Source organism: Thermopolyspora sp. NPDC052614 (assembly GCF_040678635.1).
Lineage (GTDB): Bacteria > Actinomycetota > Actinomycetes > Streptosporangiales > Streptosporangiaceae > Thermopolyspora.
In genome coordinates, this window is record NZ_JBFATZ010000012.1 from 179346 (window position 1) to 205945 (window position 26600).

Sequence of the window (26600 nt, forward strand, 5' to 3'; positions counted from 1 at the left end):
GGTCACCGCGCCGGTGGTCGTCTTCGCGGCGCGCCGACAGGACGTGGCGAAGCGACGTCCGAAAGCGGGAGACGCGCCGGATCGGCGAAATAGGCCGATAGCATTCTGGGCGTGCGCCGTACCTCACCCCTGGCCGGCCCGTGATCCGTAGAGCCGCGTTGATCTTCGCGCTCGCCTCCGCCATGCTCGTTCCCGCGGAGGCGGCTGTCTCAAGCACGGCGCAGGATCTCGGGCGTACTGCCGTGCAGACCTTTGGGCAGGTCTCTGGGCGCGTCTCTGGGCAGGTCCTTGGGCAGGTTTCCGCACCGGCGCCGAAGCAGCGCGCAAGCGCGGCCGTGCAGGTCACGATCGACCAGATCACCCCGCAGGTGCCGCGCGACCCCACCACCCAGATCAAGCTGACGGGCACGCTCGCCAACACCGGCAACACCCCGTTCACCGCGCTGCGGGTCCGGCTGCACTTCTCGGCGCGGCCGTTCGAGCGACGCGCCGACATGGAGGCGTACGTCACCGGTCAGGGCGTTTTCGACCCCAGTTTCAACACCCTCACCCCGATCCCGCGGCTCGACGCGGGCGGCAAGGCGTCGTTCGAGGTCGTCACCACGGCCGCCGACCTGAAGATGAGCCGGTTCGGCGTGTACCCGCTCACCGTCGAGATCATCGACGCGCTTGAGCAACAGGTCGCGGTGACGCGCACCTTCATGACGTACGCCCCGCAGGGCGAGAGGCTCCCCCGCGTCCGGCTGGCGATGGCGATGCCCGTCATCGACCAGCCGCGCCGCGCCGACGACAACACGTTCCTGGACGACGGGCTGCACGCCTCGCTCGCCGGGAACGGCCGGCTGGCCCGGCTGCTGCGCATCGCCCAGCAGCCGCACAAGGGCGTGACCTGGTTCATCGACCCGGCCGTGCTGGACGACGCGCAACGCATCGGCCGGCCGTACACGGTCAAGAAGGGCGACGACGTCGAGACCCGGCCGGCCGACCCGGACGCGGGCGCCTGGCTGGCGGGCCTGCGCACGGCGCTCGCCAAGTCGTCGGTGGTGGCCACGCCGTACGCCGACCCCGACATCACGGCGCTGGTGCACAACGACGTGGACGAGCTCGCGGCCAAGGCCATCGCCAAGGGCGGGCAAGTGGCCGGGTCGCTGCTGGGCCGTACCGTGGGCGCGACCATGAACTGGCCGTACGGCGGCATCATCGACCGCGACGCGCTCGACGAGCTGGCCATCGGCGGCGTCCGCACGCTGCTGCTCAACGGCTCCGCGCTGCCCACCGAGGCGCCGGTCACCACCACCCCTGACGCCGCCACCACGATCGACAGCGTCTCGGGGAAGCTGACGGTGCTGCTCGCCGACCCGACGCTCAGCTCGCTCGTCGACGCGGCGGCCACGGGATCCGGCGCGGCGGCGGCACGGCAGCGTTTCATCGCCGAGACCGCGATGATCGCCGCCGAGGATCCGGAGACGACCCGGACCGTGATCGCGGCGCCGCGCCGCCGCTGGGATCCCGATCCGGAGGCGGTGCAGGAGCTGCTCGCCACGGCCGGTTCGCTGCCGTGGCTGCGCCGTACCACGCTGGAGGAGATCAAGCCGCCGAAGCGGCCCCTGCCGCGCACCGACCTGGTCTACAGCGCCCAGCACCGGCAGTCCGAGCTCAACCGGGCATACCTGCGGCAGGTGCGCGAGCTGGCGGGTAAGGCCGAGCTGGTTCCCACCGTCACCTCGTCGACCGCCAGGCCCTTCGAGAACGCGCTGCTGCGGCTCGGGTCGTCGGCGTGGCGCGGTCGCGGCGGCACGGCGCGCACGTACGTCGAGCAGCTCGGCCAGGCGGTGAACGCCCAGATCGACAAGATCTCGATCACCGGCCGGGGGCAGCCGCGGCTGCTCGCCGGCACCAACGGCAACGTCGGCATCAGCGTGCAGAACAAGCTCGGCCAGCAGGTCAAGCTGAGCATCGACGTCAAGTCCGCCGACCCGCGGCGCCTGATGATCGACACCTACCGCAGGGAGATCTCGATCGAGGCGGGCAACACCACCACGATCCAGGTCCCGATGCGGGCGCCGAACGGCGGGGACACGCAGGTGACCGTGCAGCTCGCCACGCAGGCGGGCGCGCCGTACGGGGACCCGGTGGTGCTGACGGTGAGCGCCACCGGCTACACCGGCATCGCCGCGGTGATCGTCGGAGGCGCGCTCACGGTCATGCTCGCCGCGGTGCTGCTACGCATCCTGCGGATCCGGTCCAATCGGAAGAAACGGGGCGCCGGCAGGCGTCGTGAAGGGACACGATGAACCGGCTGCTGCGCGCCGGGGCCATCATGGCCGCCGGCACGATGGTCTCCCGCCTGACGGGCTTCATCCGCACCGCGGTGATCGCCGCCGCGATCGGCACGGCGCTGCTCGGCGACGCCTACAACGTCGCCTACCAGATCCCGTACATCCTGTTCGACCTGCTGATCGGCGGCATGCTGAGCAGCGTGATCGTGCCGAGCATCGTGCGCGCGCAAAAGCACGACGCCGACGGCGGCAAGGCCTACGAGCAGCGGCTGCTGACCATCGCCACGGTCCTGCTGATCGGCGTGGCGGCCCTCGGGGTGCTGCTCGCCGAGCCGATCATCGAGCTGTACACCAGCGACCTGTCGCCGCGCGGGGTGGAGGTCGCGGCGACGCTCGCCCGGTACATCCTCCCCCAGATCGCCTTCTTCGGGCTGGGGGCGATCGCGGGGGCGATCCTCAACACGCGGGACCGGTTCGCCGCGCCGATGTGGGCGCCGGTGCTGAACAACCTGGTGGTCATCGGGGTGGGGCTCGCCTACATCTTCGTCATCCACGGCAGCGACGACATCGACAAGGTGAGCGCGACGCACCTGGCGGTGCTCGGCCTCGGCACCACGGCGGGCATCGTCGCGCAGTCGATCGCGCTGGTGATCTCACTGCACCGGGCGGGGTTCCGCTTCCGGCCGCGGTTCGACCTGCGCGACAGCGGGCTGGGCGAGCTGGCGAAGCTCGGGGCGTGGGCGCTGGCGTTTGTCGGCATCAACCAGCTCGCGTTCGTGGTCACCACGAACCTCACCACCGCGGCGGGCTCGCGGGCGATCGCCGAGGGCGTGGCGTACGGCGCGGGCTGGACGCCGTACAACTACGCCTATCAGCTCTTCCAGTTGCCCTACGGGATCATCGCCGTCTCGGTGATCACCGCGATGCTGCCCCGGATGAGCAGGTACGTCACGGACGGCCGGCTCGACCTGGTGCGGGATGAGTTCTCCTCCGGGGTACGGATGGTCTGCTCGGTGATCGTGCCGGCCGGGGTGCTGCTCATGGTGCTCGGCCCGGCGGTCACCGTGCTGATCTTCTCGCACGGCGCCAACAGCGTGCAGGACGCCGTCTACATCGGGAACGTGCTGCAGGTCTTCGGCCTGGCGCTGGTGCCGTTCTCCCTGTTCCAGCTCCTGCTGCGGGTCTTCTACAGCTTCGGCGACACCCGCACGCCGGCCCTGGTCGCGCTCGGCAACGCGGTGCTGAACGCCGCGCTCAGCTTCGTGGCCTACCTCGTGCTGCCGGCCGGGCAGGCGGTGATGGGCATGGCGTTCGCGTTCACCGTCACCTACACGGTCGGCGCGGGCGCCACCTGGATGCTGGCGAGCCGCCGGGCGGGCGGCCTCGGCGGGCGCAGCGTGCTCGACGGCCTCTGGCGCATGTACGGCGCGGCCCTCCCGTGCGCCGCGATCGCGCTCGGCGTGCTGTGGGCCACCCGGCAACTCGTAGGCCTGGGCACGCTCGGCTCGGCGCTCATGCTCGTGGTGGGCGGCGGTCTCGGCATGGCCGTCTATCTCTTCCTCGCGCATCGTCTGCGTATCCCCGAGGTCAACTCGATCGTTGGTTTGGTCGCCGGGCGGGTAGGCCGATAGAGGTAACGCCGATCGAGGTGACACCGCGATCGGCGAAAGGCGTCGATCCGGTAAGCCAAACGTCCGATTCGTGCGTCTTCCACCGGAAGCGCGTACGGCACGGCGCGGCACTACGATGGTGCGCCACGGGGCCGGAAACGGCCTGAAACGACGAAGTGGAAGCAGGAGGGCGTGGGCGTATCCACCCGGCATCGCGTACTGTGCGATTGCGCCGTTGAGCCACTGGGCGTGGAGGGTGCATGAGCATGTCGGCCATCGAACCCGGTACGCGCCTGTCGGATCGCTTCCTGCTGGAGGATCGGGTCCACCAGGCCGGCGGAGCGACCCTCTGGAAGGCCACCGACGAGATCCTGGCGCGTCCGGTGGCGGTGCACACCTTCTCCCCCGAGTTCGAGCTCGTCGATGAGGTGGTGACGGCGGCCCGCGCCGCGAGCCGGCTCACCGACCCTCGGCTGACCCAGGTCTTCGACGCCGCCGACGACGGCGACACCGCGTACGTGGTGACCGAGTGGGTGACCGGCGAGTCGCTGGTGGACCTGCTCGCCGGCGGGCCGCTGGAGCCCGAGCGGGCGGCCGGGCTCGTCGCCGAGGCCGCCGAGGCGCTGGCGCACGCCCACGAGGCGGGGCTCGCCCACCTGCTGCTGACGCCCGAGCGCCTGGTGTGGACCGGGGGCGGCACCGTGAAGGTGCTCGGCCTCGCGGTCGACGCCGCGCTCACCGCGACCACCAGCGACGAGCCCGCGGTGGAGGACGCCCGCGGGCTGGGCCGGCTGCTGTACGCCGCGCTCACCGCCACCTGGCCGGGCGAGGAGGAGTGCGGGCTGCCGCCCGCGCCGCGCGACGACGGCAAACTGTGCACGCCCCGGCAGGTCCGGGCGGGCGTGCCGGGGACCCTCGACGCCATCACCTGCCGGGCCGTACTGCAGGAGCCGCGCCGGAACCAGCCGCCGCTGGCCAGCCCGGCGGAGATCGCCGAGGCGCTCGCCGACGTCCCCCGGCCCGCGCCCGCCCCGGCCCCCACGCCGCCGGCGGTCGGGCTGCGCTCGGAGGCGCCCTCCGGTCTCACCGTGGCGGGGTCGCCGCAGCTCACCGTGGTCGGGCCGCCGCCCGGCGGCACGACGATCAGCCGCGCGCTGGTGATCGCGGTGGTCGCGATCGTCGTGGTCGCGGTGGGTCTCGGGGCGTGGACCATCGGCCGCAACCTCGCCCAGCCCGCGGCGTCGGGGCAGGCCGCGCCGAGCCCGACCGCGTCGGGGGCCGCGCCAAGCAAGGGGCCGGTCGAGGAGGTGAAGGCGGCCAAGGCGCACGGCTTCGATCCGCTGGGCGACCGTACCGAGCATCCGGAGATCGCCGCCGACGCGATCGACGGCAAGGACTCGACCGAGTGGCACACCGACTCCTACAACAGCGCCGAGTTCGGGCGGCTGAAGAAGGGCGTGGGGCTGCTGCTCGACATGGGCAGGTCGATCCGGGTCGCCGATGTGGTGGTGGAGCTCGGCGGCACCAAGGGGTCCTCGCTGGAGTTGAAGGTCGGCGACTCCAACGATCTCGACGATCTGAAGACCGTTGCGGATCATGACAAAGCATCCGGAACCGTGACATTGACCCCCGATAAGGAAGTCAGCGGCCGGTACGTTTTGATCTGGTTTACGCGGCTTCCCCCATTCGAGGGAAGGTTTCGTGGCACCATCTATGACGTAGTGGTGCACTCTCCCGGATCGGCCTAGCAGGACACCCCTTGTGAACCCTCAAGCAGACAACCCACCCTCCACGGCGGGGCACGTGGCGCGGTCCGCGCTGTCCGACGCCGAACTCCTCCATAGACATATCGACGGCGATCCGCAGGCCTTCAGCGAGATCGTCCGGCGTCACCGGGACCGCATGTGGGCGGTCGCGCTGCGCACGCTGGGCGATGCCGACGAGGCCGCGGACGCCGTTCAGGACGCTTTCGTCTCCGCGTATCGCAAGGCGGACAGCTTTCGCGGCGAGGCGGCCGTCACGACGTGGCTGCACCGCATCGTGGTGAACGCCTGCCTCGACCGCATGCGACGCAAGGCCGTACGGCCCGTCGCGGACGACGAGCTCATCGAGGCCGCGGAGCGCGACACGCCGCTGCCCGACCACACCGGCGACCGCGAGATCTCGCTGGAGGTGTCGGCGGCGCTGAAGCTGCTGCCGGCCGACCAGCGGGCCGCGTTGGTGCTGGTCGACATGATGGGCTATTCCGTCGAGGACGCCGCGTCGGTGCTCTCCGTACCCAGCGGAACCGTCAAGAGCAGGTGCGCACGTGGGCGTGCCAAACTCGCCCCGATTCTTTCGCATTTGCGGAACCGATCTGACCTAACTCGCGTCTCATCCGCGAAGGGAGCAGAACTTCGTGACGGGTGACACGCACTACGACCTGGAAACCTTGGCCGAGCTGGCCGAAGGTCTCCTGGATGACGCCACGGCACGGCAGGTCCGAGACCATCTCGTGATCTGCGATCCCTGTGGGGAGGCGCTCGCCGATCTCGCCGGTGTCCGCGAGGTTCTCGCGGCCATGCCGGTGCCGGCGATGCCGCTCGGCGTGGCGATGCGGGTCGACCAGGCACTGGCCGCGGAGGCCGAGCGTCGCCGAGACGGCGCGCTACGCCTGGATGAGGCGCCCGACTGGGACCGCATCATGCGGGACGCCCCCTGGGAGACCGGGATGCCGTGGGACGACGAGCCCGCAGCGCCGATCGAGCAGGCCCCGGCCGACACGCCGTCGTTCGACACGCCACGACTGGTGCCGCTCACGTCCGCCTCGCCGGCGGCGGTGAACGGCGTCAACGGGGCGGCGATCAACGGCTCGTCGGTGAACGGGTCGTCAGGGTCGTCCGATTCGACCAAACTGAACGGCTCGCCGTTCTCGGTGACGCCACTGGTGGCCTCGGCGCACTCTGCCGACGCCGCCTCCGATATCGAGTCCGATGGCAAGTCCGACAACGACAACCAGCCCGGTGACTCGTCCTCGATCGAGGATGACGAGCCGGCGCGCACCTCTCTGGGCGTGGTCGCGGAGGACGGCACCGTGGTGCCGGCCCGGCGGCGCAGGCCCACGGGACGGCGGCGCTGGCTCGTGCCGCTGTCGTCCGCCGTGGCGGCGGCCGCGGTGGTGATCGGCGGGGCCTCGGTGGCGAGCAACCTGCTCATCGCCGATGGCCAGGGCCCGGCGAACAGGTCCGAGAGCGTGGCTCTGCCGAAGCCGAAGCAGGACATGCTCGCCGACGTGCCTTCCGGGAAGGAGGGCGGCTCGCGGTTCCCCGTGGGCGAGACCGGCTACAACTATCTCGACGCCGAGCTGAAGGGCCCGCTGGTCGAGTACTTCGGCTCGATGCCGAGCTGGGGGAGCGAGGCGGGCGACGCCAAGCTCAACCGCTGCATCAGCAAGCTGTCCAAGCTGGCCAAGAGCGAGCCCATCGGCATCGACCGGGCGTACTACAACGGCAACGAGGCCATGATCGCGCTCTTCTGGCACAACAAGAAGCAGAACTCGGTTCAGGTGCGGGTGGTCGACTACGAGTGCAAGAACCTGCGCAAGCCGGCTCTCGCCTCGTGGAACTGATCCACCGGAACCGAACCGGCACCTGAGCGCCGGGAAAGGCCCCTCGCGGAGCGCTGCGGGGGGCCTTTTCGATTTCGTCTTCCATCCCACGGCCGGTGCCCCCTGGCGGGGAATGACCAGTGCTTAGGATCTGTTGACGCCACTGCCATCGGGAAACGAAAGGCGAGACTGTGAGCGACGTCCGGAATGTCATCATCATCGGCTCGGGGCCGGCCGGGTACACGGCCGCCATCTACTCGGCGCGCGCGGACCTGCGCCCGCTGGTCTTCGAGGGCTCGGTGACCGCGGGCGGGGCGCTCATGAACACCACCGACGTGGAGAACTTCCCCGGCTTCCCCGACGGCATCCTGGGCCCGGACCTCATGGACAACCTGCGCAAGCAGGCCGAGCGCTTCGGCGCCGAGCTCGTCGCCGACGACGTGGTCTCCGTCGACCTCGCGGCGAACCCCAAGGTGGTGCGCACCGCGACCGACACCTACCACGCCAAGGCGGTCATCGTGGCCACCGGCTCCGGCTACCGGGAGCTCGGGCTCGCGGGCGAGAAGCGGCTGTCCGGGCACGGCGTGTCGTGGTGTGCGACCTGTGACGGCTTCTTCTTCCGCGACCAGGACATCGCCGTGGTGGGCGGCGGCGACACGGCGATGGAGGAGGCGACCTTCCTGACCCGGTTCGCCCGGTCGGTCACGGTCGTCCACCGGCGCGACAAGCTGCGCGCCAGCAAGATCATGCAGGATCGCGCGTTCGCCAACGAGAAGATCACATTCGCCTGGAACAGCGAGGTCGTCGACATCCACGGCGAGGACCGGGTGACCGGCGTACGGCTGCGCGACACGCAGACCGGCGAGGAGCGCGACCTGTCGGTGGGCGGCCTGTTCATCGCGATCGGCCACGACCCGCGGACCTCGTTGTTCAAGGGCCAACTCGAACTCGACGACGAGGGGTACATCAAGGTCGACGCGCCGTCCACCAGGACGAACATCCCCGGCGTCTTCGCCGCGGGCGACGTCGTCGACCACACCTACCGCCAGGCCATCACCGCCGCAGGCACCGGCTGCGCCGCCTCGATCGACGCCGAGCGCTGGCTCGCCGATCAGGGGGACTGACCGGCCGTGGCCCGGCGTCCCGCGGCGGCGGCGAGGGTTCGGGCTTGACCGCCGAACCACGTGACCTCTGGACCACGCCGTGCCGGTCGGCAAACCGGCACGGCCCACCGTCCGGGCCATATCGGGGGCCGGACGTAGCAGATCGCAACGATATGAGGAGAGAACCGTGGGCGCCATCAAGGAAGTGACCGACGCGTCCTTCGAGGCCGACGTCCTGCAGAGCGACATGCCCGTGCTGGTCGACTTCTGGGCCGAGTGGTGCGGTCCGTGCCGTCAGGTCGCACCGATCCTGGAGGAGATCGCGAAGGAGCAGGGCGACAAGCTGAAGATCGTCAAGCTGAACACCGACCAGAATCCGGTCACGACCCGCGACTCGGGTGTACTCCAGATCCCGACCCTGAACGTCTACAAGAACGGAGAGGTCGTGAAGCAGATCATCGGCGCCAAGCCGAAGGCCATGCTGCTTCGCGAGCTCGAGGGCATCATCTGATCGCCCCCTGCGGCGTCGCCGTACCAACCGCCTTTCCCGGGCGGCACACCCAACCAGAGCCCTCCGCCATCCGGCGGGGGGCTCTCGCGTTGTCGATCGACCGCCGCCCCTGACGCGCTCAGAACGCCTCAGACGGGGCGTAGGGCCCGTTCAGGGCTCATGGACCCGAGAAGGCGTTCCAGGGCCACCTCGACGTCCTCGCGCCAGGAGACGGCGCTCTTGAGTTCGAGGCGGAGCCGGGGGTACCGCAGATGCGGGCGTACGGTCTTGAAACCCACGGCGAGCAGGTACTCGGCGGGGAGCACGCAGCTCGGCTCCTCCCACTTCAGGTCGCCGAACGCCTCGATGGCGCGCACCCCCCGCCGGGTGAGGTCCTTGGCCACCCCCTGGATCAGCATGCGGCCGAGGCCGCCGCCGGAGAACTCGGGGATGATGTGGGCGGTCATCAGCAGGACCGCGTCGGCGCTTACCGGAGATGTCGGGAACGCCGACGATCGGGGGACGTAGAGGGGAGGCGCGTAGAGCACGAATCCCGCCGGGACGCTGTCGACATAGGCGATCTTGCCGCAGCTGCCCCACTCCAGCAGCACGGCCGAGATCCACGCCTCCTTCTCCAGCCCCGGGTCACCGCTGCGTTGCGCCCGCTCGCCACTGACCGGGTCGAGCTCCCAAAACACGCACCGCCGGCAGCGGCGAGGGAGATCGTCCAGGTTGTCCAAAGTCACGTTGACAAGCCGACGCGACACCTCTGGCCCCCCATCCTGGCGAGACGATCGCTAGGTCCCAGCGCGAGTTCATGATGGAAAAGCGCGCGAAAAAGGCGTCTCCCCGTGGCATCGTAGCCGAGTACACACCGTGGGAAGCAGGATCGCGACCGCTTCGCGCGGCGTACCGGCCGGACCGGTGCGAGACCCCCTGGCGTACGCTGGTGTGACCAGCGTTACGCGCGTAGAGCCATCACCTAGGAGGTGGGACCGTGACATCAGAGCAGGATCACGGTCGGACGACCGCGGCCCACGGGTCGCGCATTGACGCCTACGTCGACCGGTACGCCGCACGAGCTACCGGGATGGTCGCCTCCGAGGTCCGAGCTCTCTTCGCCGTCGCTTCGAGGCCCGAGGTGGTCTCGCTGGCCGGCGGCATGCCGTACGTCACGGCCCTCCCCCTCGACGTGGTCGGCGAACTCGTCTCCGACCTGGTGGCGCGGCGCGGTCCGGTCGCGCTGCAGTACGGCTCCGGCCAGGGCGACCCGCAACTGCGCGAGCAGATCTGCGAGGTCATGCGGCTGGAGGGCATCGAGGCCGGGGCGGACGACGTCGTCGTCACCGTCGGCTCCCAGCAGGCGCTGGACCTGATCACCCGCATCTTCATCGACCCGGGCGACGTCATCCTCGCCGAGGGGCCCTCGTACGTGGGCGCGCTCGGCACCTTCGCCGCCTACCAGGCGAACGTCGTGCACGTGACCATGGACGACCACGGGCTCGTGCCCGAGGCGCTCGCCGAGGCCATCGAGGCGTGCGCGCGGGCCGGACGCCGGATCAAGTTCCTGTACACGATCCCCAACTTCCAGAACCCGGCCGGGGTCACGCTCACCGCCGAGCGACGACGCCAGGTGCTGGAGCTCTGCCGCCGGGCCGGCGTGCTCGTCGTGGAGGACAATCCGTACGGCCTGCTCAGGTTCGACGGCGAGCCGCTGCGGGCGCTGCGCGCCGACGACCCCGAGGGGGTCGTCTACCTCGGCTCGTTCTCCAAGACGCTCGCGCCCGGCTTCCGCGTCGGCTGGGCGCTCGCGCCGCACGCCGTGCGGGAGAAGCTCGTTTTGGCGATGGAATCGGCCGTTTTGTCGCATTCCAGCTTCACCCAGCTCGCCGTGGGGCGGTACCTGGAGACCCAGCCGTGGCGTGAGCAGATCAAGACGTTCCGGGAGCTTTACCGCGACCGGCGCGACGCCATGCTCGACGCGCTGGACGCCCTGATGCCCGAGGGCTGCACCTGGACCCGGCCGACCGGCGGCTTCTTCGTCTGGATGACGCTGCCGGAGGGGCTGAACTCCAAGGCGATCCTGCCCCGCGCGGTGGCGGCCCGGGTCGCGTTCGTCCCCGGCACCGGCTTCTACGCCGACGGGCAGGGGGCCCGGCAGATACGGCTGTCGTTCTGCTACCCCGAGCCCGACCGCATCCGTGAGGGGGTACGCCGGCTCGGCGGCGTCATCGAGCAGGAGCTGGAGGTCCGCGACACCTTCGGCACCGGCGGCGGACGCAACCGCCCCGGCGTCGACACGCCCGGCCCGGACCTGGCCTGACGCACCGTACGGCTGACGCCTTAGGGTAGGGCGTCAGCCGTACACTTGTCAGCGACAGAAGAAAGGCTCCCCCGATGAGTGATCTCGGCCACGTTTTGGTGCTGGCCGGCGGGCTTTCCTACGAGCGAGAGGTCAGCCTCCGCTCCGGCCGCCGGGTCGCCGAGGTGCTCCGGGCCAAAGATGTCGAGGTCGAGACCAGGGATACCGACGCGAGCCTGGTGCCCTCCATCCTCGCCGACCCGCCGGACGCGGTGTTCGTCACCCTGCACGGCGGCAGCGGCGAGGACGGGGCGATCCGCCAGGTCCTCGAACTGCTGTCGGTCCCCTACGTCGGCGCGAACCCGGACGCCTGCCGGGTGGCGTTCGACAAGCCGACCGCCAAGGCGGTCGTCCGCTCGTGGGGCCTGCGCACGCCCGAGTCGGTGACGCTGCCCAAGGAGACCTTCCACGACCTCGGCGCGTCCGCGGTGCTCGGCCGCATCGTGGACCGCCTCGGCCTGCCGCTGTTCGTCAAGCCGTCCCGCGGCGGCTCCGCGCTCGGCGCCTCGATGGTCCGCAAGGCCGAGGAGCTCCCCGCGGCGATGGTCGGCTGCTTCGCCTACGGCGACACCGCGCTCATCGAGCAGTACATCGAGGGTGTGGAGGTCGCGGTCTCGGTGGTCGACCTCGGCGACGGCCCCGTCGCCCTGCCCCCGGTCGAGATCGTGCCCGACGAGGGCGTGTACGACTACGCCGCCCGGTACACCGCCGGCCACACGGAGTTCTTCGCCCCGGCCCGCCTGCGCGAGGAGGTCGCCGAGGCCTGCCTCGCGATGGCCGTCACCGCCCACGAGGCCCTGGGCCTGCGCGACCTGTCCCGCACCGACATCATCGTCGACTCCGACGGCAACCCCCACTTCCTTGAGGTCAACGTCGCCCCCGGCATGACCGAGACCTCCCTCCTCCCCATGGCTGCCGAAGCCGCCAACCGCGACCTCGGCACCCTCTGCACCCGCCTCCTCCACATAGCCGCCGCCCGCGCCTAACCGCCATCCGGTCAGGCCCCGGCAGACGAAACGCCGGCCGCGCGACGGAAAGACGCCTCTCCCCCATAGCCCCTTGTCGGTGCCCCTTGTCGGTGCCCCTTGTCGGTGCCCCTTGTCGGTGCCCCTTGTCGGTGCCCCTTGTCGGTGCCCCTTGTCGGTGCCCCTTGTCGGTGGTGGTCGTACGCAGAGGCGGTGTCGCCGTCCAGCCGGTTGCGTACCCCCTCCCCCGGCGGCCGGTCGCCCCGGCACTGGCGTAGGGGTGCCCGCGGTCGATCGCATGACGGCGGGTCGGCGTTCGGCACGGCCGGCGGACGGCACCCGAGGTGCGCCCCTCGGATCGCGGAGGCGGCGGGCGGCGTAGCCTGACCGTGTGATCGAATCGAGTGACGATGTGTTCGACCCGGGGGATGGAGGAAGCGCGGTGCTGCAAACCGACTTCGCGAGCGACAATCACGCCGGTGCGCACCCGGCGGTGCTGGAGGCCATGGTCGCGGCGAATGCCGGATGGGTGCCCGCGTACGGCGGGGACCCCTGGACGGCGAATTTCCAGGAGCGGATCAAGGAGGAGTTCGGCGAGCAGGCCGCCGGGTTCGCGGTGCTGAACGGGACGGGCACCAACATGCTCGGTCTTTCGCTGCTGCTCGGCAACCGGTATGAAGCGGTGATCTGCCCGGAGACGGCACACATCGCCACCCACGAGGGCGGCGCGTCCGAACGGCAACTCGGCACGAAGCTGATCCTCGCCCCGACGCCGGACGGCAAACTGACCCCCGATGACGTGACCGCACGACTGCACGGGCTGGGCGTCCCCTACGAGGTGCAGCCCAAGGTCGTCTCCATCTCCCAGGTGACCGAGCTCGGCACCTGCTACACGCCCGACGAGGTCGCCGCTCTCGCCGAAACGGCCCACGCGCACGGGCTCCTCCTCCACATGGACGGAGCCCGCCTCGCCAACGCGGCCGCCCATCTCGGATGCTCCCTTCGCGCCCTCACCACCGACGCCGGCGTCGACGTGGTCGGCTTCGGCGGCACCAAGAACGGCGCCGTGCTCGCGGAGGCCCTGATCGTGTTCCGCTCGGAACTCGCCGCCAAGGTCCCCTTCCTCATCCGCCCGTCCCTGCAACTGGCGTCGAAGACCCGTTTCATCTCCGCCCAGCTGACGACCATGCTCACCGACGAGCTATGGAGACGGAACGCCGAACACGCCAACGCCATGGCCCGCCGCCTGGCCGACGGCATCACCGACCTCCCCGGCATCTCCCTACGCTGGCCCGTACAGTCCAACGCCGTCTTCGCCGCACTCCCCCACAACGTGATCGGCGAACTCCAGACCCGCTACACCTTCCACGTGTGGGACCACCACGAGGGCGTGGTCCGCTGGATGACCGCCTTCAACACCACCCCGGAAAGCATCGACGCCTTCGTCTCCGCCATCGCCGCCGCCCTCAAATCAAGCTGACCACCACTCCTCGCCGCCCTGTTTCACGTGAAACACCCCCTCCCCGCAGAGCCGCGATCCACCACCCCTTCGACCGACCCATCTCACGCCGGGGCGTTTCACGTGAAACATCGGCACGCTTCCCGAGGTCCTCGGACGCCTTCCTGCTTCATCGACCAGTCCGCGTACAGAGGGCCCGCTGAAGCAGAGGCCAGCCCGTCTTTGTTTCACGTGAAACCGCCTCCCCCGTTGCGCCGCGATCCAACTCTCCCGAGACGACGCCGGCTCGCCCTGGGTGTTGCGTGATACCTCGGCACGCTTCCCGAGGTCCTCGGACGCCTTCCTGCTTCAGCGGTCCAACCCAATGTTGCGCCGCGACCAACTCTCCTCGGCCGACGCTGCCTCGTACTTCCGCGTGACGGGCCTATCCCCGGCGACCGGGTAGCCGCCGACTGTGCAACTCAGTGGAGCACATCGAGGCGCTGTCCGCCTGCTCAACGCCGGGCTCACCCCGGTCAACCAGAACGTCCACTACCGAGGCGCCGAGTTGCGGCATCTGCGAACCGACACCCGCAGGACCTCAGTACGCCTCTCGGCCGCATGGCCCGTAGCCGATATCCGCCAGCGCCACGAAGCACATGCATAGCCTCGAACATCAGCGGGCAGACAGCCGAAGGGGAAGGTTGGATCGCCCGAATGAGCCGGGCTGACTCTTCGCCCAGAGTCCATAGCGACGGGATGGTTTGACCCCTCGATGCCGACTCGTCACAGCCTTGAGGCTCAGGTGTTTCACGTGAAACAACGGCGGCCTTCCCGTCCCCGGACGCCTTCACCCGCTTCATCGACCGGCCCGCTAGAGAAGCTCACTCGCACGACCCGCTGAAGCAGGCGTCCAGCCATTCCTGTTTCACGTGAAACACTCCCCGGTCGCCCCGGCAGGCGAGTCCGGCACGATCGGCGCGGAGGAGTCGGACACCGCAGCGGCCGAGGGTCGCGCGTCGTCGGCCGCGGCCGCGGCCGCCACCCGCCGGGCGGAGGTCACGGCGGCCTGTTTGACGGCGACGTCCTCCAGATCGTGCGCGGTCAGGCCGTGCACCGCCGCATGAGGGAAGGCCCCGTACTCCCCTACTCCCCTCAGCCCGAGGCCGACGAACCGGACGGGTCGCGTGACCCGTGCTCTATTCGGAGGAGCTCCGCATGGTGGCGATGGCGTCCGGGGCCATGGAGGACAGGATGCGTTCGAGGTCGTCGACGGAGGCGAACTCGACGACGATGCGGCCCTTGGTCTTGCCGAGATCGACCTTCACGCGGGTCTCGAAGAGGTCGGAGAGGCGATCGGACAGGTCCTTCAGCGCCGGGGTCGGGGGTTGCTTGGGGGCGCGCTGACGCGGAGCGCGGCCCGCGGTGGCCTCGCCCATCTGGACGATTTCCTCGACGGCGCGGACCGATAGCTGCTCGGCGACGATGCGCTTGGCCAGATGCTCCTGGGCGGCGGGGTCGTCGAGGGTCAGGAGGGCGCGGGCGTGGCCGGCGCTCAGCAAGCCGGAGGCGAGGCGGTTGTGGATGGAGGGCGGCAGGGTCAGCAGGCGCAGCGTGTTGGTGATGTGCGGGCGGGAGCGGCCCACCTTGCGGGCGAGCTGTTCGTGTGTCGCGCCGAAGTCGTCCAGGAGTTGGCGGTAGGCGGCCGCCTCCTCCAGCGGGTTGAGCTGCTCCCGCTGGAGGTTCTCGATCAGCGCCTCCCGGAGCATCTCGTCGTCCTGGGTGTTGCGCACGATCGAGGGGATCTGCTTCAGCCCCGCCAGCTTGGACGCCCGCAGCCGCCGTTCGCCCATGATGAGCTCGAACCGGCCGCCCTCCTTGGCCCGCACGACGATCGGCTGAAGCAGACCGACCTCTTCGATGGACATCGCCAGCTCGTCCAGCGCCTCGCCATCGAAGATCTCCCGCGGCTGACGCGGGTTCGGGTCGATCAACTCGACGTCGATCTCCTGGAAGTACGCCCCGGCGACGGGAACCGGAGCGGGAGCGAACCCGGGAGCGACCTCCGGGTCGGCGGGCTCCGGTTGTGCCGAAGGCTGCACGATCGGTCCGGTGGGGATGAGGGCGCCCAGCCCCTTCCCCAGTCCGCGCCGCGGCCGGTTACTCACTTGGCCTCCCCCGCGTGGGGCCCTCCCACGCGTCTTCCCTTGCTGCTGACCGGTTGCCGTGATCCGCTGCGAGACCGCCGACGGCTCAGCCGCCGGTCACGGTCGCGCTGCGAAACGCGATCTCGCGGGCCGCGTCGGCGTAGGCCATCGCGCCGCTCGACCCCGGATCGTAGGTGATGACCGACTGGCCATAGCTTGGGGCCTCGGACACCCGCACACTACGCGGGATCACCGTGTTGAGGACGGTATCACCGAAGTGCGACCGTACTTCCTCGGCGACTTGCGAGGCCAGGCGCGTGCGCCCGTCGTACATGGTGAGCAGCGCCGTCGAGACCGAAAGGCCGGGGTTGAGGTGCGCCCGGACGAGTTCCACGTTCTGCAGGAGCTGGCTGAGCCCCTCCAGGGCGTAGTACTCGCACTGGATCGGAATCAGCACCTCGGCCGCGGCGACCATGGCGTTCACCGTGAGCAGCCCCAGCGACGGCGGGCAGTCGATGAAGATGTAGTCCACCTCGAACGCGTCGAAGGCGTTGATCGCCCGGAGCAGCCGGGACTCCCGCGCCACCATCGACACAAGTTCGATCTCGGCGCCGGCCAGGCCGATCGTCGCAGGTGCGCAGTAGAGGTTCGGCATGTCCGGCACCTGCTTCACGATCTCGCTCAGCGGCAGATCGTCCACAAGCACCTGATAGATCGACTGCACGTCGCCACGGTGCTCGGTGGCCAGCGCCGTCGAGGCGTTGCCCTGCGGGTCCAGGTCGATGACCAGCACCCGCTGCCCGTGCATGGACAGCGCCGCCGCCAGGTTCACCGCCGTGGTCGTCTTGCCCACGCCGCCCTTCTGGTTGGCGATCGTGATGACCCGCCGGCGGGACGGACGCGGCCAGTCAGCGTCTGAGGAATAGCCGTTCACAGAGGGGGCCGGAGGGCTGGGAGTAGATGTTTCACGTGAAACCACGGAACTCAGTACCTCTCGTACCGGTGGCGAATCGCCGGGGTTCGGGGGATTCGGAGGGTCGTTCGTCGTCTTTTCTATCGGCTTTTGCGCGGGTACGGCAGCGTTCGAAGGCCAGCCCACTCCGGATGGACGCCCAGCCGGTACGGCCACGCCGCCCCCCGGCCAGCCCAGCCCTTGGCTCTCGGTCATCACTGCCTCTTTCGCCGCCGCTTGTCCTGACCACCCGGCGCGCGTCGTCCGCCCCCGGGTGCACTCGCCTTTCCACGCCGGCGCTCGTCACGCGCGGGGGCCCGTCCCGCGATCACACGGACGAGGGTGGCGGGCGGCTCGACCTTACCGCGCCCGACCGTGACAAGCTCGGCCCCCTGCGCACCGGTCCTGCGCAGCTCGGCGTCGGCGGCCTGAAGCTCCTCGGCGGCGCGCTCCCCCTTCATCGCCAGGAGCTGACCGCCCTCGGCGAGCAAAGGCATGGACCACGCGAGCAGACGATCGAGTGGAGCGACGGCCCGAGCGCAGGCGACGTCGAACACCCGCTTGCCCGCCAGTTCCTCCGCCCGGCCGCGCACCACCTCCGCGTTACCGAGTTTCAGCGTCTCCACGCACTCTTCGAGGAACACCGTCCTGCGCAGCAGCGGCTCCAGGAGGGTCACCGTGATGTCCGGCCGGATGATGGCGAGCACGATCCCGGGAAGCCCCGCACCGGACCCGATGTCGACCAGCCGCACCCCCTCGGGCACGGCCTCGGCCACCACGGCGCAGTTCAGCAGGTGCCGGTCCCAGATCCGCGGCACCTCGCGCGGGCCCAGCAGTCCTCGCACCACTCCGGGCCCGGCCAGTATCTCGGCGAACGCCCGCGCCTGCGGCCACGCCTCATCGGAAAAGACTTCACGCGCCACGTCCGGCGCGTCGGGAAGTTCGTTGCTCTCCGCCATCGCTCACTCGTTATCGGAATCTCCGAGTAAGGGTAGTCGTGATCGCCCCATTGCGACGGCATCGAACCACTCAGGAGGCTCTCATTCGCGGCGGGATCCGTAGATCCGGGCGAGCCACGCCTCGAGCGTGAGCACGCGGGCGTCGCTCGCGCAGGTCCGGGATGTCGGCGTCTACGGACTCGGCGAACCAGAACACCCGTGCCCGTCGCCCGGAGCAGCGCCCAGGGAAGACGGAGGTGGCGTCCCTGCCTTCCCGAGGCCTTGATCGTGGCGGCATCTGGGGACGGAGATGCGGGATCTGGCGGACGCCCTTGGCGCGTCAGCGGCCGAGCGATCGTTCCCCTTGTGGACGCGCTGGAGCCCGATGGCCTGCTCACCAGAGAGCCGGACCTGGGAACCGGCGCGACCGATTCCGGTTACTCCCAGGAACCCGGAGACGCTTCACACCTCGGTGCCCTGCATCACACGCTCGGTTATCCACAGGCTGGGGATAACCGAGCGGAAAGCCGGAAGCGTTCCGCCACCTGGCGGTTGAGGCTTACTACGGTCATACGACGGCCGGACGCCACGGCCCGTTATCCACAGGCAGCCTATGATCATCCACATATCGCCATACCGCCGAGCCTCGCGGGGATGGGGTACGGCGAGCCGGGCAGATCGGCACCGCGGGAAGGTCCGGAAGGCGGAGCCGCCGCCGGAGGAGCGGGACCGCAAGCGGAAAAACGAAGACCGCCGACCTGTTGCCGGGTCGGCGGTCCTTGTCACCGTACGATGTGCCGATGATCGTGGTCGGGTGACCGTGGGTCAGGCGGGAAAGACGACCACGTAACGGCTGGGCTCTTCGCCCTCGGACTCGCTGCGGAGACCGGCGGCCGCCACGGCATCGTGGACGATCTTCCTCTCGAACGGGGTCATGGGCGCGAGCGGCTTCGGCTTGCCGGTGCGCTTGACCTCCTCGGCGGTGGCGGTGCCGAGCTTGCCCAGCTCGGCGCGGCGGCGGTCACGGTACCCCGCGATGTCCAGCATGAGGCGCGAGCGCTCCCCCGTCTGCCGGTGCACGGCGAGGCGGGTGAGCTCCTGAAGCGCCTCGAGGACCTCCCCGTGCGGGCCCACCAGCTCGTTGCCCTTGATCCCCACCACGGACACGACCGCACGGTCGCCCTCGACGTCCATGTCGATGTCGCCGTCGAGGTCGGCGATGTCGAGCAGCCCTTCGACGTAGTCCGCCGCGATCTCGCCCTCCTGCTCCAGGGCGGCGAGGTCGGGAGCAGGCCTGTCGTTCTCCGGCTCCGGCTCGGCTGTCACGGTGGCGGCCGCAGGCGTCTCGGCGTCGGTCACGTCCGGACTCTCCTTCCTCATGACTTCTTGCTACCGGTCCTCTTGCTTCGCGGCTGCCTGCTCGGCTGCTGGCGAACGATCTTAGTCTGCGGCTTGGCCGGTTCGGGCGCGGGCTCGGGTGCCTTCTTCCGGAGCCGCGCCAGCAGGCCGGGCGACGGCTGCACGGGCACCACGTTGCCCTTCTCGTCGAACTTCGGCATCGGGTGCCTGCTGTAGAACCAGTGCTGCTGGGAAAGCGTCCACAAGTTGGTGGTTACCCAGTAGAGGATCAGACCCAGCGGGAAGTTCAGGCTGAAGATGGCGAACATCGGCGAGATGTACATCAGGATCTTCTGCTGCTGCGCCATCGGGTTGTCCGGCATCTGGGCCATGGAGCGGGTGACGCTCTGCCGAACGGTCATGAAGGTCGTGAACGAGCTGATCGCGACGAAGACGCCGAGCACGATCCGGGTGTTCAGGGGCACCGCGTCGAACGCCATGATGTCCGCGTCACTGCTGAAGAACGTGGCGGGAATGGGCGCACCGAAGATGTGCGCGGCGCGGGCGCTGTTGACCAGTTCCTGCGTCATGCCGAACTTGGCCTGGCCCGCGGCCATCGCGCGCAGCACGGTGAACATGGAGATGAAGATCGGGAACTGGGCCAGGATCGGCAGGCAGCCGCCGAGCGGGTTCGCGCCGGCCGTCTGGTAGAGCTTCATCACCTCCTGGTTCATGCGCTGCTTGTCGTTCTTGTACCGCTTGCGCAGCTCCTGAACCTTGGGGGCCAGCTCCTGCATCTTCCGCGACGAGCGCATCTGCTTCAGGAACAACGGGAAGATCAGCAGGCGCATCAGCACGGTCAGCGTGATGATGGTCAGCGCCCAGTTCAGGCCGTTGGCCGGGGGAAGGAAAGTGCTGTAGCCCCGATGGATCGTAGTGATCACGAAGGCGACGGCCTCATAGAGCCAATTCAGCCAGGACAGCTCCACTGAGCTAGCTCCCTTGCGTCTCGTCGTGGGGCCGGACCGGGTGGGGCGGCACCGGGTCGTACCCTCCGGGGTGGAAGGGATGGCATCGGCTGATGCGCCGGACCGTCATCCACGAGCCGCGCAACGCCCCGTGCACGGCGATGGCCTCAAGCCCGTACGCGCTGCACGAAGGTTCGAAGCGGCAGCGGGGCCCGAGCAGTGGGCTGATGAAGGCCCGGTAGAACCTGATCGGGGCCATCAGGATCCGGGCGGCCGGGGTGATCCCGGCGGTCTGTTGCGCCGTCATGCCTGTCCATCCGTCCGGGCCTGCGGGTCAGGCCCACGCCGCCTGAGTAAACGATCCAGCGCGACGTCGAGTTCGGCGGCCAGGTGCTCACTTCGCGCGGACGCGGCCGGTGGATTGGCGCGTACCACAAGCAGGCTACCCCGCGGAAGTCGGTGCAGGCGGACGCGCATGAGGTGTCTTAGGCGCCGTTTCACGGTGTTCCTGGTGACGGCGCCTCCGACGGCCTTGCTGACCACAAAGCCGACCAGGGGCGGGGCATCCCGGTCGCCGTCGGCGTTCTGGACGACGTTCAGGTGGAGGACAAGGCTCGGGCGTCCGGCGCGGCGTCCCCGCCGGATCGCTGTCGCGAAATCCTCACTTCGCCGCATTCGGGAGGCGGACGGCAGCACGAGTGACCTCCTGGAGCGATGACTCCCCCGATGCGAGGGCGCTCCTGGCGGCTGTGCCCTCTGCGGCGTCACCGCCCGCCGCGATCGTCTCGGGCGGGCGGATCACGTCGGAGGGCTCGGCCGCTCGTCAGGCGGACAGCTCCCGACGGCCCTTGCGGCGCCGGGCGGAGATGATCGCCCGGCCTGCGCGCGTACGCATGCGCAGCCGGAAGCCGTGGGTCTTCGCGCGGCGGCGATTGTTCGGCTGGAAAGTACGCTTGCTCACGGGTGGGCTCCATGCTTGAGACGCGTCCGCAGGATCTGTGGACGCTTAACGTCGCTTGAGGTTGCCGTTGGCCGTCATGTGCGGGCATGCAAAAAGCGTCACGTGACGTGCCGACCTTCGTACGTTACGGGCTAGGCCGCACGATGGTCAAACCAGCCGCCCGCGGGGCGCGGGTTCGAGGGGCGTGCTTCCGCCACCGGACCGCACGATCATAACGATCATAGGGGTCTCGCCCTACCGTCCCGGCCGCCGCCATCGCCATGCCGCCCGGCTCGCCAACGGACGGCCCGCGCCGCTCCCCGGTTCCGGGCGTCCAGGCCCGCAGACTCCACCGATGACTCGCAGAATCACCGATGAACGGCCCGTGCCGCCGGCCACAGCCTGTGGAGGACGGCGGGCGAACGGAAGTTATCCACTAATCCACAAGGCGGTTATCCACCGATGGCCACTCATCCACAGCATGTGCACGCGCGAGCCCCCACACTGCCACTAGGCTGTGGACAACGTCTTGAACAGGGATGTGCACAACGCTACTGTCGGCCCCTCCAGAACCTTCTCTCGCGTGCGTGAATGAGCTGGATGCGACGCCCGCCGGCTGTGCACATCATGTGGATTCAGTGTGGATTCCATGTGGATCACGGAAGGGCTGCTGCGGAGAACGCGACCGGGCACGGGCGGGCGCCGAGGCGAAGGACGGCGTCTTCAGCCCGGCGGCCTGTGGATAAGTGGACCTGTGGATAAGTGATCGCGGCGGGCGACCGGGGGCCGCGCAGGAAGGGAGGGGATGAATCGTGGAGGGTCTCGACCTCAGGGCCGTGTGGACGCGTGCGCTGGGGAACTTCCTGGACGGAAGCGTGCCTTCGCAGCAGCGTGCCTGGCTCGCCATGACTCGTCCCTTCGGTCTCGTCAACGACACCGTGGTGCTCGCGGCGCCCAACGAGTTCGCAAAGGATGTGCTGGAGAGCAAACTCCGGCCTTTGATCGCGCATGCGCTCTCCCAGGAGTTCGGCCGGCCGATGCGGGTGGCCGTCATGGTCGACCAGGGCGGTGGCGGCGACGGCGAGGAGCCTCGGCAGAGCCGTCCCCAGCCGGTCGCGCCCGCCCAGGGGCCCCGGTATCCCCACCCTTCTCCCCAGGCGCCGCTGCCCGGTTATCCACAGGGTGGAAAACTCGACCGTGACGTGGATTCCCAGCACAGGCAGGGTGTTGTAGGCGCTCCGGGCCTGTCCGAGACAGGTTCATCCACCGAATATCCACAGGCTCGTCCACAGGCGGCGCAGTATCCCTACCCCTATGCGCCCGGCGCGTCAGCCTTTCCCGGTGTGACGCCCGGCGGGGCGGGAGAGTCGGGCGCTTCGCCGTACGGCGCAGCGGCGGGCGGCCCCGGAGGGGACCCGGCCAGCGGCGCTGAGGGCGTCGGCGCGGGCCCGGCCGCCGACGGCACGCGAGGCGAGACGCCGGGGGGACCGCCGCCAGGCAGGCACGCAGGCCAGGGTTTCGAGACGCCCGGCGCCGGTCCGCTGCCGAACCGGTGGGAGAGCCGCGGCAGCAAGCCGAGCGAGCCCGCCCGGCTCAACCCGAAATACACCTTCGAGACCTTTGTCATCGGGTCGAGCAACCGCTTCGCGCACGCCGCGGCGGTGGCGGTCGCCGAGGCGCCCGCGAAGGCGTACAACCCGTTGTTCATCTACGGCGACTCCGGGCTGGGCAAGACCCACCTTCTCCATGCGATCGGTCACTACGCCCAGAGCCTTTACGACGGCGCGCGGGTGCGGTACGTGAGCTCGGAGGAGTTCACCAACGACTTCATCAATTCGATCCGGGACCACAAGGCCGACGGGTTCCGGGCGCGGTACCGGGCTGTGGACATCCTGCTCGTCGACGACATCCAGTTCCTTGAGGGCAAGGAGCAGACGCAGGAGGAGTTCTTCCACACCTTCAATACGCTGCACAACGCGAACAAGCAGATCGTCATCTCCAGCGACCGCGCGCCCAAGCAGCTGGTGACGCTGGAGGACCGGCTGCGCAACCGGTTCGAGTGGGGCCTGATCACCGACGTGCAGCCGCCCGAGCTGGAGACCCGCATCGCGATCCTGCGCAAGAAGGCACGTCAGGAGGGTCTGGCCGCGCCCGACGAGGTGCTGGAGTACATCGCCAGCCGGATCTCGACGAACATCCGCGAGCTGGAGGGCGCGCTGATCCGGGTGACGGCCTTCGCCAGCCTCAACCGGCAGTCGGTCGATCTGCAGCTCGCCGAGATCGTGCTCAAGGACCTGATCACCGACGACTCCGGGCCGGAGATCACGATCGCCACGATCATGGCGCAGACCGCCGACTACTTCGGCCTGTCCATCGACGACCTGTGCGGCGGCTCGCGCTCGCGGGTGCTGGTGATCGCCCGTCAGATCGCCATGTATCTGTGCCGGGAGCTCACCGACCTGTCCCTCCCCAAGATCGGGCAGCAGTTCGGCGGCCGTGACCACACCACCGTGATGCACGCCGACCGCAAGATCAGATCGCTGATGGCGGAGCGGCTCTCCGTGTACAACCAGGTCACCGAGCTGACCAACCGCATCAAGCAGCAGTCGCGCAACGGCTGAATCGCACTTTCATCCTCACTTGTGCACAGCCTGTGGATAACTCTGTGGATCACGGTGGATAACTGTGGGGACCCGTCGTACGGCGGGATCCCGGGCCTCGCCGTACCTGATCATTGCTCTGCCGCGGGTGCACAGCGCTCTCAGGCCTGGGGACAAACCTGAGGACAACCTGTTGATGACCTGGGGAAAACCAGAGGTGACCTGGGGATTACCTGTGTACGACGAGCGGCCCGAGAGACAAAAGGTGCATATACCCAGTGGATAACCTGTTGAAACATCGGTGGATAACCGGGGACGGCCGGTGGACAACCTCCGATGGGCCTGTGGACGGCCTGTGGACATCTTCTCGTTATCCCCAGGCACGTCTCGGTCATCCACCGCCCACCCACAGGGCCGGTGGATAAAAAGTTGGGCCTGAGCTGCGGAAACACCGGTTGTCCACAGTATCCACACCCCCTAATGAGATGACCAATATCTCTCTCCCTATAGAAATCAAACCCAATAGAAGGTTCTGGCCGTGCGCGAGCGCGCGAGAGTGAAGACTGTCCCCAACGGCACCCATGAGGCGCTAGCGTCTGTGGAGCACAGCAGCCCGTGGACCGGGCCAGACACAGGAGGCGGATTCACGTGATGTTCCGGGTCGACCGAGACGTACTCGCGGAGGCCGTCGCATGGACGGCCCGCAGCCTTCCGGCCCGCCCGTCCCAGCCGGTGCTCGCCGGCATGCGACTGGAGGTCACCGAGAGCCAGGCGCTCAAGCTGTCGGGTTTCGACTACGAGGTCTCCGCCGAGGTGACCCTGGAGCCGCAGGTCGGCGAGCCGGGCGTGGTCCTGGTCTCCGGCAAGCTGCTCGCCGAGATCACCAAGGCGCTGCCCGGCCAGCCGGTGGACTTCTCCCTGGACGGCACCAAGGCCGTGGTCACCTGCGGCACCGCGCGGTTCACCCTGCAGACGATGTCGGTGGAGGACTATCCCTCCCTGCCCACCATGCCCCCGGCCGCCGGGCGGGTGGGCAGCGACGTGTTCGCCTCGGCCGTCGCGCAGGTCGCCGTCGCGGCGGGCAAGGACGAAACCCTGCCGATGCTCACCGGCGTACGCATGGAGATCGAGGGCGACACCGTCACCCTCGCCGCCACCGACCGCTACCGCCTCGCCGTACGGGAGCTGAAGTGGCAGCCGGAGCAGCCGGACATCTCCGCCGTCGCGATGATCCCCGGCCGCACCCTCGCCGACACGGCCAAGGCCCTCGTCACCGGCGCCGAGGTGGAGATCGCGCTCAGCTCGTCCGGCGGCACCGGCGAGGGCATGATCGGTTTCACCAGCGGCGGCCGCCGCACCACCACCCGCCTGCTCGACCCGGAGTTCCCCAAGTACCGCTCGCTGCTGCCCACCGAGTTCAGCGCCCGCGCGGACCTGCCCACCGGCCCGTTCGTGGAGGCCGTCAAGCGCGTCGCCCTGGTCGCCGAGCGCAACACCCCGGTACGGCTCGCCTTCAGCGGCGGCGAGGTGGTTCTGGAGGCCGCCAGCGGCGACGAGGCGCAGGCGGTGGAGGTGCTCCCGGTCGAGTTCGACGGCGAGGACATCAACATCGCCTTCAACCACCAGTTCCTGCTTGAGGGCCTGCACGCCATCGACTCCGACGTGGCCCGCCTGCAGTTCACCACGTCCACCAAGCCCGCCATCCTCACCGGGGGCAAGCCTGTGGACGACGAGGGCGTCCCCGACTACCGGTACCTGATCATGCCGATCAGGCTCTCCAGTTAAGCTCTGCCGTATCGGGTAGGGGCCCGGCGTCCGCGGCGAATCGTCGTTATCCACAGGGGGTGGGGGTCACATGCGCATCGGCATGATCGGGCTCGGCCGAATGGGCGGCAACATGGCCGAACGGCTGCGCGCCGGCGGCCACGAGGTCGTCGGCTACGACCGCGACCCGCGGGTCAGCGACGTCGGCAGCCTGCAGGACCTGGTCGACCGCCTCGACCCGCCCAGGGCCGTGTGGGTGATGGTCCCCTCCGGCGCCCCGACCCGGGCCACGATCGGCGAGCTCGCCGCCCTGCTGTCGCCCGGCGACGTCATCATCGACGGCGGCAACTCGCACTACGCCGACGACCGCAGGCACGCCGAGGACCTCGGCGCCAAGGGCGTCGGCTTCGTCGACGTCGGCGTCAGCGGCGGCGTCTGGGGGCGGCAGTACGGCTACGCGCTCATGGTCGGCGGCGCCGAGGACGACGTGCGGCGGCTGATGCCGATCTTCGAGACCCTCAAGCCCGAGGGCGAGGACGGTTTCGTGCACGCCGGCGGCCACGGTGCCGGGCACTTCGCGAAGATGGTCCACAACGGCATCGAGTACGGCATGATGCAGTCCTTCGCCGAGGGCTGGGAGCTGCTGGAGGCCTCCGACCTCGTCACCGACGTCGCCGGCTGCTTCAGGAGCTGGCGCAGCGGCACCGTCATCCGCTCCTGGCTGCTGGACCTGCTCGTGCGGGCCCTGGACGACGACTCCGACCTGTCGGAGCTGCGCGGGTACGCGGAGGACTCCGGAGAAGGCCGCTGGGCCGTCCAGGCCGCGGTGGAGCACGCGGTGCCCCTGCCCGTCATCACGGCCGCCCTGTACGCCCGCTTCGCCTCCCGGCAGCCCGACTCCCCCGCCATGAAGGTCGTCGCCGCGCTGCGCAACCAGTTCGGCGGGCACGCGGTCGCCTCCGCCGAGGGCGCCCACGCCAAGGGGGCCGACTCCCCCGGCGCGGACGTCACTCCGCCGATCGAGACCGAAAAGTAATCCACAGGATTACGAGATATCCACAGACCCACCGGAAGGGCTCATATCCCAGGCCGCGTAGGCAAATTGGGCAATCGTCCACCG

At 69.5% G+C, this 26600-nt stretch carries 23 protein-coding genes; 13 read left to right on the forward strand and 10 right to left on the reverse strand.

Going from position 1 to position 26600, the window contains the following annotated elements; all coding sequences use genetic code 11:
* The first annotated feature begins 140 nt into the window (after positions 1–140).
* The 7 genes from AB0K60_RS25015 (at position 141) to trxA (ending at position 9089) form a co-directional block, all read left to right on the forward strand.
* Positions 141–2294, forward strand: a complete 2154-nt coding sequence (locus AB0K60_RS25015) for a DUF6049 family protein (RefSeq protein WP_364059609.1) — start codon at positions 141–143, stop codon at positions 2292–2294.
* On the forward strand, positions 2291–3910 hold the full coding sequence (gene murJ, locus AB0K60_RS25020; protein WP_364059611.1) for a murein biosynthesis integral membrane protein MurJ: 1620 nt from the start codon (positions 2291–2293) through the stop codon (positions 3908–3910). Before AB0K60_RS25015 ends, murJ begins: the two co-directional genes overlap by 4 nt.
* 239 nt (positions 3911–4149) lie before the next feature.
* On the forward strand, positions 4150–5637 hold the full coding sequence (locus tag AB0K60_RS25025; protein ID WP_364059613.1) for a protein kinase family protein: 1488 nt from the start codon (positions 4150–4152) through the stop codon (positions 5635–5637).
* 13 nt (positions 5638–5650) lie between these two features.
* Positions 5651–6298, forward strand: a complete 648-nt coding sequence (sigM, locus tag AB0K60_RS25030; protein ID WP_364059616.1) for an RNA polymerase sigma factor SigM — start codon at positions 5651–5653, stop codon at positions 6296–6298.
* The gene (locus AB0K60_RS25035) at positions 6288–7496 is read left to right on the forward strand and encodes a hypothetical protein (protein ID WP_364059619.1); all 1209 of its coding nucleotides are present in this window, start codon (positions 6288–6290) and stop codon (positions 7494–7496) included. Before sigM ends, AB0K60_RS25035 begins: the two co-directional genes overlap by 11 nt.
* Positions 7497–7666: 170 nt before the next feature.
* Entirely contained in the window at positions 7667–8599 is a 933-nt protein-coding gene (trxB, locus tag AB0K60_RS25040; RefSeq protein WP_364059622.1) for a thioredoxin-disulfide reductase, read from the forward strand.
* A 166-nt stretch (positions 8600–8765) separates the two neighbouring features.
* Positions 8766–9089, forward strand: coding sequence for a thioredoxin (gene trxA, locus AB0K60_RS25045; protein WP_364059625.1), 324 nt, complete (start codon positions 8766–8768; stop codon positions 9087–9089).
* Between the two features lie 128 nt (positions 9090–9217).
* Here trxA and AB0K60_RS25050 read toward each other — a convergent pair whose 3' ends face one another.
* Positions 9218–9835, reverse strand: coding sequence for a GNAT family N-acetyltransferase (locus AB0K60_RS25050; protein WP_364059628.1), 618 nt, complete (start codon positions 9833–9835; stop codon positions 9218–9220).
* A 323-nt stretch (positions 9836–10158) separates the two neighbouring features.
* On the opposite strand from AB0K60_RS25050, the gene AB0K60_RS25055 reads away from it, so the two are divergent.
* The 3 genes from AB0K60_RS25055 (at position 10159) to AB0K60_RS25065 (ending at position 13875) form a co-directional block, all read left to right on the forward strand.
* Positions 10159–11391 carry a PLP-dependent aminotransferase family protein gene (locus AB0K60_RS25055; protein WP_364059764.1) on the forward strand — a complete coding sequence of 411 codons (1233 nt, stop codon included), beginning with the start codon at positions 10159–10161 and terminating at the stop codon, positions 11389–11391.
* Positions 11392–11465: 74 nt separating this feature from the next.
* The gene (locus AB0K60_RS25060) at positions 11466–12416 is read left to right on the forward strand and encodes a D-alanine--D-alanine ligase (protein ID WP_364059631.1); all 951 of its coding nucleotides are present in this window, start codon (positions 11466–11468) and stop codon (positions 12414–12416) included.
* A gap of 370 nt (positions 12417–12786) precedes the next feature.
* The gene (locus tag AB0K60_RS25065; protein ID WP_364059634.1) at positions 12787–13875 is read left to right on the forward strand and encodes a low specificity L-threonine aldolase; all 1089 of its coding nucleotides are present in this window, start codon (positions 12787–12789) and stop codon (positions 13873–13875) included.
* A gap of 886 nt (positions 13876–14761) precedes the next feature.
* On the opposite strand, the gene AB0K60_RS25070 is transcribed toward AB0K60_RS25065, so the two are convergent.
* The 9 genes from AB0K60_RS25070 to rpmH form a co-directional block, all read right to left on the reverse strand.
* On the reverse strand, positions 14762–14950 hold the full coding sequence (locus AB0K60_RS25070; protein ID WP_364059637.1) for a hypothetical protein: 189 nt from the start codon (positions 14948–14950) through the stop codon (positions 14762–14764).
* An 82-nt stretch (positions 14951–15032) separates the two neighbouring features.
* Positions 15033–16001, reverse strand: a complete 969-nt coding sequence (locus AB0K60_RS25075; RefSeq protein ID WP_364059640.1) for a ParB/RepB/Spo0J family partition protein — start codon at positions 15999–16001, stop codon at positions 15033–15035.
* Positions 16002–16086: 85 nt separating this feature from the next.
* Complete coding sequence (locus AB0K60_RS25080) at positions 16087–16914, reverse strand: ParA family protein (protein ID WP_364059643.1); 828 nt, start codon at positions 16912–16914, stop codon at positions 16087–16089.
* Between the two features lie 233 nt (positions 16915–17147).
* A complete protein-coding gene (gene rsmG / locus AB0K60_RS25085) occupies positions 17148–17891 on the reverse strand; it encodes a 16S rRNA (guanine(527)-N(7))-methyltransferase RsmG (protein ID WP_364059646.1) in 744 nt (247 codons plus the stop codon).
* A gap of 804 nt (positions 17892–18695) precedes the next feature.
* The gene (locus tag AB0K60_RS25090) at positions 18696–19250 is read right to left on the reverse strand and encodes a R3H domain-containing nucleic acid-binding protein (protein ID WP_364059649.1); all 555 of its coding nucleotides are present in this window, start codon (positions 19248–19250) and stop codon (positions 18696–18698) included.
* Complete coding sequence (yidC, locus tag AB0K60_RS25095) at positions 19247–20197, reverse strand: membrane protein insertase YidC (protein WP_364059653.1); 951 nt, start codon at positions 20195–20197, stop codon at positions 19247–19249. The genes AB0K60_RS25090 and yidC overlap by 4 nt, the downstream gene beginning before the upstream one ends.
* A 4-nt stretch (positions 20198–20201) precedes the next feature.
* Entirely contained in the window at positions 20202–20483 is a 282-nt protein-coding gene (yidD, locus tag AB0K60_RS25100; protein ID WP_364059656.1) for a membrane protein insertion efficiency factor YidD, read from the reverse strand.
* Positions 20480–20944, reverse strand: coding sequence for a ribonuclease P protein component (rnpA, locus tag AB0K60_RS25105; RefSeq protein ID WP_364059659.1), 465 nt, complete (start codon positions 20942–20944; stop codon positions 20480–20482). The genes yidD and rnpA overlap by 4 nt, the downstream gene beginning before the upstream one ends.
* Before the next feature lie 55 nt (positions 20945–20999).
* Positions 21000–21137, reverse strand: coding sequence for a 50S ribosomal protein L34 (gene rpmH / locus AB0K60_RS25110; protein WP_364059662.1), 138 nt, complete (start codon positions 21135–21137; stop codon positions 21000–21002).
* A 788-nt stretch (positions 21138–21925) separates the two neighbouring features.
* Here rpmH and dnaA point away from each other — a divergent pair.
* The 3 genes from dnaA (at position 21926) to gnd (ending at position 26516) form a co-directional block, all read left to right on the forward strand.
* Positions 21926–23737, forward strand: a complete 1812-nt coding sequence (dnaA, locus tag AB0K60_RS25115; RefSeq protein WP_364059767.1) for a chromosomal replication initiator protein DnaA — start codon at positions 21926–21928, stop codon at positions 23735–23737.
* Positions 23738–24364: 627 nt separating this feature from the next.
* The gene (gene dnaN, locus AB0K60_RS25120) at positions 24365–25501 is read left to right on the forward strand and encodes a DNA polymerase III subunit beta (RefSeq protein WP_364059665.1); all 1137 of its coding nucleotides are present in this window, start codon (positions 24365–24367) and stop codon (positions 25499–25501) included.
* A 70-nt stretch (positions 25502–25571) separates the two neighbouring features.
* Entirely contained in the window at positions 25572–26516 is a 945-nt protein-coding gene (gene gnd / locus AB0K60_RS25125) for a phosphogluconate dehydrogenase (NAD(+)-dependent, decarboxylating) (protein ID WP_364059668.1), read from the forward strand.
* Positions 26517–26600 lie beyond the last annotated feature (84 nt).

Bases quoted from the DNA above. Each gene is read 5' to 3' on its own strand.
- murJ (WP_364059611.1), top strand. From the start codon at position 2,291: ATGAACCGGCTGCTGCGCGCCGGGGCCATCATGGCCGCCGGCACGATG.
- AB0K60_RS25025 (WP_364059613.1), top strand. From the start codon at position 4,150: ATGAGCATGTCGGCCATCGAACCCGGTACGCGCCTGTCGGATCGCTTC.
- AB0K60_RS25055 (WP_364059764.1), top strand. From the start codon at position 10,159: ATGGTCGCCTCCGAGGTCCGAGCTCTCTTCGCCGTCGCTTCGAGGCCC.
- AB0K60_RS25060 (WP_364059631.1), top strand. From the start codon at position 11,466: ATGAGTGATCTCGGCCACGTTTTGGTGCTGGCCGGCGGGCTTTCCTAC.
- rsmG (WP_364059646.1), bottom strand. From the start codon at position 17,891: ATGGCGGAGAGCAACGAACTTCCCGACGCGCCGGACGTGGCGCGTGAA.
- AB0K60_RS25090 (WP_364059649.1), bottom strand. From the start codon at position 19,250: ATGAGGAAGGAGAGTCCGGACGTGACCGACGCCGAGACGCCTGCGGCC.
- yidD (WP_364059656.1), bottom strand. From the start codon at position 20,483: ATGACGGCGCAACAGACCGCCGGGATCACCCCGGCCGCCCGGATCCTG.
- gnd (WP_364059668.1), top strand. From the start codon at position 25,572: ATGCGCATCGGCATGATCGGGCTCGGCCGAATGGGCGGCAACATGGCC.